This is a genomic window from Roseburia sp. OM03-7AC, assembly GCF_003462625.1.
GTDB lineage: Bacteria > Bacillota > Clostridia > Lachnospirales > Lachnospiraceae > Roseburia_C > Roseburia_C amylophila.
Window position 1 is genome coordinate 88,765 of sequence record NZ_QTZJ01000006.1, and the last position, 9,604, is coordinate 98,368.

The following is a 9,604-nucleotide window of genomic DNA, read 5'->3' on the forward strand; positions in this document are numbered from 1 at the left end:
GGAGGATTTTTATGAAAACTATATCTAATTTGTTTTTGATTTTGGCTGTTCTTCTGTCTGATGTGATGTGTGCTGTTGTTGCATATAACTATTGCGACATGATGTGGGGCATCAAATATGCTGGTTATAGTGCTCCAGTCTCGACTGCATTTTTGGTAGCAATTCCTTTTGCAATTGCTATTGTGGTATGCGTTGTAATTGCACTGTATTTCAAAAAGAGAATAGGCTAACAACTTCCAGTAATACGCTCTGTTGATGTGCTGATTTTTCTACGATATACTCCTTCAAAAAGGAGTGCGCTCTTATGGGTAGAGAAATTTATGACATCATCAATGACATGGCAGAAGTATTAAATGCATCGCAGATGCAGAAACTACAAGAGGTGTTGGTAAAACGGTTATCTGAAAATACTGTATCTGATTATTTGCAGACAACGAATATGGACTTTCTAGATATGTTTTTAACTGCAAAGCATTTAGAAGGGTGTTCTGACAAAACAATACGCTATTATAGGTGTAATATTGAAAAGATGTTGGATACAATAAATATTCCGGTCATAAAGATAACGACCGAGATGCTACGAAAATATCTTGTAGAGTATCAAACGATAAATAATTGTGGAAAGGTAACTATTGATAATATTCGTAGAAGTCTTTCCACATTTTTTTCGTGGCTAGAGGAAGAGGACTATATTATAAAAAGCCCAATGAAAAGAATTCATAAGGTAAAGACTGCCGTTATTGTAAAAGATACCATTCCAGATGAGAAAATAGAAATTCTTAGAGATAATTGTAATAATCTGCGTGATAGGGCAATGATTGATTTTCTGCTTTCAACAGGAATTAGAGTAGGCGAATTGGTAAGGCTGAACATTGATGATATAGATTTCTCTGAGCGGGAATGCGTGGTTTATGGCAAAGGAGACAAAGAGAGGAAAGCATATTTTGATGCTAAGACCAAAATTCATTTGTTGAATTATATTGAATCAAGGACAGATAATAATATAGCGTTATTTGTGTCGTTAAACAAACCACACAGTAGACTTACTGAAAGCGGTGTGGAGTTACGATTACGAGAAATGGGGAAGAAGTTAGGTGTAGAAAAGGTACACCCACATAAGTTCAGAAGGACTATGGCCACCAGAGCAATTGAGAAAGGTATGCCGATTGAACAGGTACAGAAAATTCTGGGACATGAGCAAATAGATACAACGCTCAGATATGCAATGGTTAATCAAAACAATGTGAAGCTATCGCATCGAAAATATATTTCATAGATTGACTTGTAACGCAAAAGACGTTACAATAAAAGAAAGATGGAGGTGTATTCTATGGGAAAAACAGCAACATTAAATATAAGAGTAAATCCAGATGTAAAAGAAAATGCAGAAAGTGTATTGGCACAATTAGGGATACCAATGGCTACTGCTATAGATATGTATTTAAAACAAATATCATTAGTAGGAGGAATTCCCTTTTCTATTGTACTACCAAAAGCAGCTAATTCAGTGAATGCAGATATGATGTCTGCTACACAGATTCATCAAAAGTTAGAAAAAGGATATGCCGATATAGAGAAAGGAAATGTTGAGGATGCAGCTAGTGCGTTTGTGGCATTTAGAGAGAGGCATTAATGAAGCAATATAAGGTAGAGATTACAAAAGAAGCTTTGCAGGATATGGAAGATATATACAATTATATTGCTATAGATTTGCTTGCTCCGGATAATGCAATGGGGCAATATAATCGCATTGCTGATGAAATACTTACATTAGACACTTTCCCGGAACGATTTAGGATTATGGATTCTGAGCCGGAAAAGAGAATGGAGTTGCGTAGAATGCTCGTCGATAATTATTCAGTGTTTTACACAATCCGTGACGAAAGGGTAATTGTAACGGATGTGTTATACACGGCATCTGATATAGAAGCACGTTTGAGAGGCGAGCTATAAAAGCACGCGTTTATTTGAATTCGTAGGAGGTATCGAAAAATGAATAGGAAAACTTTATTCTGTTTTCTGACAGCTTTGATAATGATTTTTGTTCTTGCCGGCTGTAGTGGAAAGAATAGTGGTGGGAATATTGACAATGTTCAAATTCCTGATTGGAAACCATCGGAAATATATTCAGACAGTGATATTGAGGCGGCTTTCCAAACAGTAAAAGACTATTTCGGCAACGAATTTGACGGCTGCACACTGACAAAACTGTCCTATCCCGGAGATACATACGCCGATGAATTTGATGAATGGGCTGAACAATATGACGCGGATGAAGCAATCGTAATATTATCATCTTTCGATGTAGACTCATCAGGCGGGGATGGTTCGCTTAATCCGGATTCAACATATGATGATTGGAAATGGATTCTAATTAGGAATGACAGTGGGAATTGGGAACATGTTGACCACGGGTATTAAAGCGACAAATTCCAGTTTATAGAGTTAAAAAATATAAGTTAAGGAGGCATGTATTATGAAAAAAGTAATCTATCTGCTTGTATTATGTATGGTGCTGGGAATGGCTGGATGTGGAACGAATCAAGAAAATAAAGAACCTGTGTCTGGAAATGTGTCCGTAGAAACAGAAAATAAAGAAAATGATGATGTAGTACAAAATGAGCAAATAGCAGATACTGGCTCATATCCTCCATGTGTTATGGTTGATGGTGTTATATATAAAGACACAGGATATGTAGCGTCAATGCCTGGTTGTGGAACAATGGATGGAGAAATTGTGTCAACAGTGGCAGGGACAGAGTTACCATCTGAAAATAATCAATCAAATTTCGGAAGCGGATATCATTATCAAAGGAGTTCTGAAGGTCAGCTCATAGTAGTCATTGATGACGAACGAATCATATTTAGAGATATTGAAAAAGATGATACGTCTATTCCAATAGAGGTTATCAATTTTAATGCAAAAGTAAAAGAAATTACCGATGATGGAGAACTTCTTGTAACGCATGTGAGTACAGCTGAAGGCTTTTGTCAGATGAATGATGGAGAGTATTATGTATCGGCAGAAAATTTAGCGGAAGATGTTCAGGTGGGAGATATCGTTACAATATGGTTTAATGGAATGATTCAAGAAACATACCCTGCTCAATTGGGGGTAGTTTATAGAATCATTAAAACACAATAATTAGTCAAATTCCAGTTTTCAGATGACGATTTTTAAAGGATTTAATAACTGTTATATCTTGTTATAAAAATCTCGTCGCCCCCTTGAAAATACTAAACCTTTCACTGGTATCCTTTCGATTACATCTTGTATCGTGTTATATCGTTTTCCCCTTGTTTATGAGTCCTCCTAAGGGAAAGAATGAGCTGGATGAGCGACCGATTATTGATATTTATCGGAAGATAGAGGAAGATGGTTATATGGAGATTGACATCTGTTTCCCATTAAAGACAAAATTATCATAAACAAAGTTATGTAAAAATGTGTAGAGATATCTGACTTGACAAATAAACGGCCGTTTACTATGATCAAAATGTAAACGGTCGTTTATTTTATGGGCAGGAGGTTTGGGTATGTCAAAAACTACAAAGGAAGATATATTGATTGTTGCATTACATTTATTTGCGAGAGATGGATATGAAGCAGTTTCTGTCAGTCAGATTGCGGGTGAGCTTGGCATGACAAAAGGTGCATTGTATAGGCATTATGAGAGTAAGAGAGATATTTTTGAACATATTGTAAAAAGGATGGAGCAGGGGGATGGCGAACAGGCAGAATCACATGATATGCCTGCTGATAAAAAGGAAAATGAACCTGAACAGTATGAAGAGATTTCTACGGACAATTTCGTGGAATACAGTAAATCTATGTTTTCGTATTGGACAGAAAATGATTTTGCATCGTCATTTCGAAAGATGCTTACGTTAGAGCAGTTTCGGAATGAGGAGATGCAGGCATTGTATCAGCAGTATCTTGTGTCTGGTCCGGCAGAATATGTGAAGGATTTATTCAAGAGCATGGGGATAGTGGAGGCAGATAAAAAAGCAACCATGTTTTATTCCATCATGTTTTTCTACTATAGTCTGTATGATGGAGCAAAGGATAAAAAAAGAATAAAAGAGCAGTTTGAAAAAAGTATTAGCAGCATTATATAAAGAAGTGGAGAAAAAGAAAATGAAGGAAAATATTATCATTCGATTGGAAAGAGAAAATGAATACCATGAGGTAGAAAATCTGGTAAGGGAGAGTTTCTGGAATGTGTATCGACCAGGCTGTCTGGAGCATTATGTACTCCATCAGCTTCGCAACGATCCGGCATTTGTTCCGGAACTGGATTTTGTCATGACATTAGATGGACAGTTAATTGGACAGAACATGTTTATGAAGGCTGTGATTGCAGCCGATGATGGCAGAAGTATTACCATTATGACTATGGGACCGATCTGTATTGCACCGGAGCTTAAAAGGAAGGGGTATGGAAAGATTTTACTGGATTATTCTTTAGAAAAAGCAAAAGAGCTTGGATGCGGAGCACTATGTTTTGAAGGAAATATTGATTTTTATGGAAAAAGCGGATTCAGACAGGCGAGTGAGTTTGGCATCCGCTATCATGGATTGCCGGAAGGCGAGGATGCATCTTTTTTTCTGTGCGAAGAACTGATGCCGGGATATCTTAATGGAATTACAGGAGAGTATGCACCTCCGGCAGGTTATCTGGTAAATGAAAAGGAAGCAGAGGCATTTGATAGAGAGTTCCCGTATATGGAGAAGAAAAAACTTCCGGGACAGATTTTCTAAAATGTAGCAAGCTTCATCAAATCTTTATTTTTCCCTGATAGATTATATTTCAGTGAGAAATGAAATATAGAAGGAAGGATAGTAAAGATGGAAATGATGTTGCAGACACAAAATCTATGTAAATATTTTAGAAAACAGAAAGCGGTAAATAATGTTTCGCTTAATATCGAAAAGGGAAAGATTTATGGACTGCTTGGACCGAATGGTGCGGGAAAATCTACCATATTGAAAATGTTGACCGGTATGATGAAACCCACTGCAGGAAAGATTTACTTTGATGGAAAACTTTGGGATAGGAAAGATTTATCAAAAATAGGAGCGTTAATTGAGAATCCGCCTATTTATGAAAATCTTTCCGCCAGAGAGAATTTGAAAGTAAGACAATTATTGCTTGGTACAGATGAAAACAGAATTGATGAGGTCTTGCAGATTGTATCACTTACAAACACCGGAAAGAAGAAAGCAGGACAGTTTTCTTTGGGGATGAAGCAAAGACTAGGCATTGCAATGGCATTGCTTGGAGAACCGGAACTTTTGATATTGGATGAACCTACGAATGGATTAGATCCAATAGGCATCGAGGAATTACGAGAGCTGATCCGGTCTTTTCCGGAACAGGGAATCACTGTAATTCTCTCCAGTCATATTCTCTCGGAGGTACAGTTACTTGCAGATAAAGTCGGGATTATTTCAGGTGGAATCTTAGGATACGAAGGAGCATTAAAGCAGGGAGATAATCTTGAAGATTTGTTTATGAATGTGGTAAGAAAAAACCAGAAAGCAGGTGAAATCCATGGTTAATATTATAAAAGCAGAACATCAAAAAGCCAAAAGAACCATGCGAAAAAAGTTTATCTGGGGATTTCCGCTTCTTACATTTGTCATGGCATTTATATTTACTCTTGGGATGACAAATGCTTATGCAGAAAGTGTTTGGAACTGGTGGTATACACTTTTGCTGCCGGGGATGATTGCCCTATTTTGTTATCTTTCTGTGGCGCAGGAGAAAAAGATAAAATACTATCATTTAACGACTATTCCAACAGACAGAAGAAAATTGTTGCTGGGGAAAATTATTTATATTGGGTGCATGATTCTGTTTTCCAATGTGATTGTGTTTGCAGGAGCAACGCTTGGAGGCTTTCTTCTAACGACACATGTTCCGGTGAAAGGAGCGTTGATTGCAGTATTGTTTCTGACGTTTTCTGAGTTATGGGAGATTCCGGTAGCTTTGTTTTTAAGCGAACGCTTTGGAATGATTGTAAACCTGTTCGTCTGCCTGTTTATTACCGTCAGCGGTGTGGTAATATCACAAACCAGGATCTGGTATGTACTTGTTTCGGCAATCCCTATGCGAATGATGTGTCCGTTACTTCATATTTTACCGAATGGTCTTGCGGCAGAATCGGGGAATCCATTTTTGAATACGGGAGTCATTGCTCCGGGAATGTGTCTCTCAATCATCTGGTTTGTTTTTGTAACGGTTCTGTTTTTGAAATGGTTTGAGAGAAGAGAGGTGAAATAAGATGATTGGAAGATCTCTGAATGCAGACTTGCGAAAGATGAAAGGAACATCTGTGATTCTGGCACACTTACTGATTCCGATTATAACCAGCGTTATATTCTTAATATATTACTTTTTTTCACCATGGAATGAAAATATGAAAGTGATTGCATTTTATCAGGCAATAGGAGCAGGACTTCCGGTACTTATTGGAATTTTTACAGCAAGTGTGATGGAACAGGAACAAAATGCAGGTGATTTTCAAAATCTGTTGTCTTTACCGGATAAACCTGCAGCATTTTTATCGAAACTGTTGATGCTACTGGTTTTGTGTCTGTGCTCTATCCTATTGACAGCAATCATATTCGGAATTGGATTTGGAAGAATCGCATCAAGCGATATCGAAATCATGAAAGGATGTATATTTGCAGCATTGCTGCTGTGGGGAAGCAGTGTTCCACTTTATCTGTGGCAGCTGATTCTGGCTTTTCAGTTTGGAAAAGGGGTATCCATTGGAGCAGGGATTATATCAGGACTAATTAGTGCATTGATGCTTACCGGACTTGGAGATTATGTGTGGAAATATGTATTTGTCTGCTGGACGGGTAGAGTACCATATACTTATCTGCAATCTGTATTGGGAGAAACTAGTGTAGGTGAATGGTTGTCATTCATACCAGGTTGCTTAATATTTACAGTGATTAGTATGGTATACTATTTTTGGTGGGTAAACCACTGGGAAGGAAACAGAATATCGGAATAGAATCGAGGGAAACTATGGCAAAAATACTGGCAGTTGATGATGAACCGGCAATTCTGGAAATGATAGAAAGCATTTTGAATAAGGATGGACATCTGGTTACCAAAGTAAGTAATCCGCTGAAACTTAATATGGAAGAATTACATCGTTATGACCTGATTTTACTTGACATTATGATGCCTGGAATGGACGGCTTTGAATTATGCAAAAGAATCAGGGCACTTGTGGATTGTCCGATTTTGTTTCTTACCGCAAAAACGGAGGAAAAAAGTCTGGTGAACGGACTTTCGTTGGGAGCAGATGATTATATTTCAAAGCCATTTGGAGTGAGGGAACTTCGGGCAAGGATTCATGCACATCTTAGAAGAGAGCACAGGGAACATTCTGTCCGGATGGTTTTAGGGAGAGTCTGCATTCAGATGTCTCAAAAGAAACTGTTGATGGATGATAAGGAAGTTCCTCTTACGAAAGCGGAGTACGAAATTTGTGAATTCCTGGCTAAAAACAGGGGACAGGTTTTCTCGAAAGAACAGATTTTAGAAGAGGTCTTTGGTTTTGACAGTGAGAGTAATGACAGTACCATTATCACGCATATCAAAAATATAAGAGCAAAATTTGCGGATTATGATTATACACCGATAAAAACAGTCTGGGGGATTGGATATAAATGGGAAGAGTAAAGAGAAGCAATGCACTCAGCTGGATTTTTATGAGATATGTACTGGTCATGCTTGGATCATTAGTAGGTTTGGTGATTGTTGCTTGGCTGCTGCTGTACCTTTTGATTAGTGTGGGCTGTATCTATCCGGCGAATTATGCAGAGCAAAAGATTAATGAAGCATATGATACGATTTTACGTGCGGATAAAGTAACTGCTGAGATGATTCCTGCACTTTGTGATTATGTAATCTTTTCAGAGAATGGAGAGAAAATAGGTGGAGATCTGTCAGAACAATACGAACAGATAGCATGGAATGTTGCAAAGTACGGAAACGCATCCGGGAAATATTTTTATAAAGTAATTGTAAGGGAAAATGAATATGTTGTATTGCAATATCGCCTGACACCTCAATATCATTCAGCTTTTTTGAGGGAGCATTTTATAGGACCACAGAATGTGATGAGTATTATGTCTGTGATTGGAGCGGTAGCGATTATCATCATTCCGTCCATACGTTTTGGAAAAAGAATCAAAAAGCAGATGCAGCCTGTATTAGACGCAATCGGACAAATAAAGGATCAAAATCTGGAATATGAGACATCCTGTTCCGGTATCAAAGAGTTTGATGACTGTTTATCGGCAATCGATGATATGCGAGATGCATTGCGAGAATCTTTAGAAAAGCAGTGGAAAACAGAGCAGGAAAAGAAACAGCAGATGTCTGCTTTGGCGCATGATATTAAAACACCTCTTACGATTGTACGGGGAAATGCAGAACTACTTTCAGAGACTGAACTGACCACAGAACAGAAGAAAAATATCACTTATGTTTTGAACGGCACAACACAGATACAAAGTTATGTAAAACAGTTGATAGATGTCACAAAATCATGGAATTGCAGTGATGTTACCTATACAACGGTGAGGTTAGAAGATTTTTTCGCAGATATAAAGGAACAGGCACTCGGACTGGTAGAAATCTATCACCAGAAGATAGATTGGAAGGCGGAACAAAGTGATAAAAAGGTAACGATTGCTTATGATCCAATGTTCCGAGCCGTAATGAATGTGATTCAGAATGCAGTGGAGCATACAAAAGAAAATGGAATCATTTATATTGACGCAAAGGAGCAGGATGGCCGGCTGACATTCATTGTGGAGGATAGCGGATCAGGATTTACAAAAGAAGCATTATTGCATGGCACAGAGCAGTTTTTTATGGATGACACAAGTAGAAATGGCGAAGCCCATTATGGGATGGGACTATTTTTTGCAAAAACTGTGGCTGAAAAATATGGTGGAGGTATTAAACTTTCAAATTCTGAAAATACAGGTGGGGCGAGGGTAGAAATATTTTTCCTGAGTAGTCAAGAAACAAGCTAAATAGACCGCAATTAAGCTATGTAAAAGAAATTTTACATGCTTTTATCTAATATGTAATGATTTAAAGAAATGTAAATCATCTTACAGCTCTTTACAGTAGGAGCGAAAAAGCTCCCGACAATGAAGAGTCTTGATTCCGATAAAAAGGCAGCTAAGGCATCTAACAACAACGAAGTACAGGCTGCAGGCACTGCTTCTGCGCAGGCTGCAGAACCGGTTGAAAAGATTGACTTCTCCAATGTAAAGATTGAACCTTTATTTGAGGAAGAAGTAGACTTTGATACATTCAGCAAGTCAGATTTCAGAGCTGTTAAGGTAAAAGAGTGTGTAGCAGTTCCTAAGTCAAAGAAACTGTTACAGTTCACACTTGATGACGGAACAGGCACAGACCGTACTATTTTAAGCGGAATCCACGCTTATTATGAGCCAGAAGAGCTTGTTGGCAAGACACTTATCGCCATCACAAATCTTCCACCACGTAAGATGATGGGAATTGATTCCTGTGGTATGTTACTTTCCGCAGTGAATAACCTG

The 9,604-nt window shown here is 38.0% G+C and carries 13 protein-coding genes and 1 pseudogene; all 14 read left to right on the forward strand.

Annotated features, from left to right (window positions below):
- Window positions 1-11: 11 nt before the first annotated feature.
- Complete coding sequence (locus DXB39_RS11560) at window positions 12-230, forward strand: hypothetical protein (RefSeq protein ID WP_055057416.1); 219 nt, start codon at window positions 12-14, stop codon at window positions 228-230.
- A 74-nt stretch (window positions 231-304) separates the two neighbouring features.
- On the forward strand, window positions 305-1,276 hold the full coding sequence (xerA, locus tag DXB39_RS11565; protein WP_117841904.1) for a site-specific tyrosine recombinase/integron integrase: 972 nt from the start codon (window positions 305-307) through the stop codon (window positions 1,274-1,276).
- A gap of 54 nt (window positions 1,277-1,330) precedes the next feature.
- On the forward strand, window positions 1,331-1,633 hold the full coding sequence (locus DXB39_RS11570; RefSeq protein ID WP_176694763.1) for a type II toxin-antitoxin system RelB/DinJ family antitoxin: 303 nt from the start codon (window positions 1,331-1,333) through the stop codon (window positions 1,631-1,633).
- Window positions 1,633-1,953 carry a type II toxin-antitoxin system RelE/ParE family toxin gene (locus tag DXB39_RS11575; protein ID WP_015553868.1) on the forward strand — a complete coding sequence of 107 codons (321 nt, stop codon included), beginning with the start codon at window positions 1,633-1,635 and terminating at the stop codon, window positions 1,951-1,953. The genes DXB39_RS11570 and DXB39_RS11575 overlap by 1 nt, the downstream gene beginning before the upstream one ends.
- A gap of 39 nt (window positions 1,954-1,992) precedes the next feature.
- Entirely contained in the window at window positions 1,993-2,421 is a 429-nt protein-coding gene (locus DXB39_RS11580; protein WP_055291182.1) for a hypothetical protein, read from the forward strand.
- Window positions 2,422-2,476: 55 nt separating this feature from the next.
- On the forward strand, window positions 2,477-3,145 hold the full coding sequence (locus DXB39_RS11585) for a hypothetical protein (protein WP_008402220.1): 669 nt from the start codon (window positions 2,477-2,479) through the stop codon (window positions 3,143-3,145).
- 392 nt (window positions 3,146-3,537) lie between these two features.
- Window positions 3,538-4,119 (forward strand): TetR/AcrR family transcriptional regulator, encoded by a 582-nt coding sequence (locus tag DXB39_RS11590; protein WP_117841905.1) that lies wholly within the window; start codon window positions 3,538-3,540, stop codon window positions 4,117-4,119.
- Between the two features lie 19 nt (window positions 4,120-4,138).
- A complete protein-coding gene (locus DXB39_RS11595; protein WP_117841957.1) occupies window positions 4,139-4,762 on the forward strand; it encodes a GNAT family N-acetyltransferase in 624 nt (207 codons plus the stop codon).
- 87 nt (window positions 4,763-4,849) lie between these two features.
- Entirely contained in the window at window positions 4,850-5,563 is a 714-nt protein-coding gene (locus DXB39_RS11600; RefSeq protein WP_117841906.1) for a lantibiotic protection ABC transporter ATP-binding protein, read from the forward strand.
- Window positions 5,556-6,287: a lantibiotic immunity ABC transporter MutE/EpiE family permease subunit gene (locus DXB39_RS11605; protein WP_117841907.1), complete on the forward strand. Its 732-nt coding sequence runs from the start codon at window positions 5,556-5,558 to the stop codon at window positions 6,285-6,287. The genes DXB39_RS11600 and DXB39_RS11605 overlap by 8 nt, the downstream gene beginning before the upstream one ends.
- Before the next feature lies 1 nt (window position 6,288).
- A complete protein-coding gene (locus DXB39_RS11610; protein WP_117841908.1) occupies window positions 6,289-7,029 on the forward strand; it encodes a lantibiotic immunity ABC transporter MutG family permease subunit in 741 nt (246 codons plus the stop codon).
- Window positions 7,030-7,043: 14 nt separating this feature from the next.
- Window positions 7,044-7,706, forward strand: coding sequence for a response regulator transcription factor (locus tag DXB39_RS11615; RefSeq protein ID WP_117841909.1), 663 nt, complete (start codon window positions 7,044-7,046; stop codon window positions 7,704-7,706).
- Window positions 7,694-9,070, forward strand: a complete 1,377-nt coding sequence (locus DXB39_RS11620) for a sensor histidine kinase (RefSeq protein ID WP_117841910.1) — start codon at window positions 7,694-7,696, stop codon at window positions 9,068-9,070. Before DXB39_RS11615 ends, DXB39_RS11620 begins: the two co-directional genes overlap by 13 nt.
- A 120-nt stretch (window positions 9,071-9,190) precedes the next feature.
- Window positions 9,191-9,604 (forward strand): annotated as a pseudogene (locus DXB39_RS11625) (lysine--tRNA ligase); the annotation flags it as partial.

What these genes read in the sequence shown, in the direction of transcription:
- DXB39_RS11560 (WP_055057416.1), top strand. Translation starts at nt 12, where the DNA reads ATGAAAACTATATCTAATTTGTTTTTGATTTTGGCTGTTCTTCTGTCT.
- xerA (WP_117841904.1), top strand. Translation starts at nt 305, where the DNA reads ATGGGTAGAGAAATTTATGACATCATCAATGACATGGCAGAAGTATTA.
- DXB39_RS11570 (WP_176694763.1), top strand. Translation starts at nt 1,331, where the DNA reads ATGGGAAAAACAGCAACATTAAATATAAGAGTAAATCCAGATGTAAAA.
- DXB39_RS11575 (WP_015553868.1), top strand. Translation starts at nt 1,633, where the DNA reads ATGAAGCAATATAAGGTAGAGATTACAAAAGAAGCTTTGCAGGATATG.
- DXB39_RS11580 (WP_055291182.1), top strand. Translation starts at nt 1,993, where the DNA reads ATGAATAGGAAAACTTTATTCTGTTTTCTGACAGCTTTGATAATGATT.
- DXB39_RS11585 (WP_008402220.1), top strand. Translation starts at nt 2,477, where the DNA reads ATGAAAAAAGTAATCTATCTGCTTGTATTATGTATGGTGCTGGGAATG.
- DXB39_RS11590 (WP_117841905.1), top strand. Translation starts at nt 3,538, where the DNA reads ATGTCAAAAACTACAAAGGAAGATATATTGATTGTTGCATTACATTTA.
- DXB39_RS11595 (WP_117841957.1), top strand. Translation starts at nt 4,139, where the DNA reads ATGAAGGAAAATATTATCATTCGATTGGAAAGAGAAAATGAATACCAT.
- DXB39_RS11600 (WP_117841906.1), top strand. Translation starts at nt 4,850, where the DNA reads ATGGAAATGATGTTGCAGACACAAAATCTATGTAAATATTTTAGAAAA.
- DXB39_RS11605 (WP_117841907.1), top strand. Translation starts at nt 5,556, where the DNA reads ATGGTTAATATTATAAAAGCAGAACATCAAAAAGCCAAAAGAACCATG.
- DXB39_RS11610 (WP_117841908.1), top strand. Translation starts at nt 6,289, where the DNA reads ATGATTGGAAGATCTCTGAATGCAGACTTGCGAAAGATGAAAGGAACA.
- DXB39_RS11615 (WP_117841909.1), top strand. Translation starts at nt 7,044, where the DNA reads ATGGCAAAAATACTGGCAGTTGATGATGAACCGGCAATTCTGGAAATG.
- DXB39_RS11620 (WP_117841910.1), top strand. Translation starts at nt 7,694, where the DNA reads ATGGGAAGAGTAAAGAGAAGCAATGCACTCAGCTGGATTTTTATGAGA.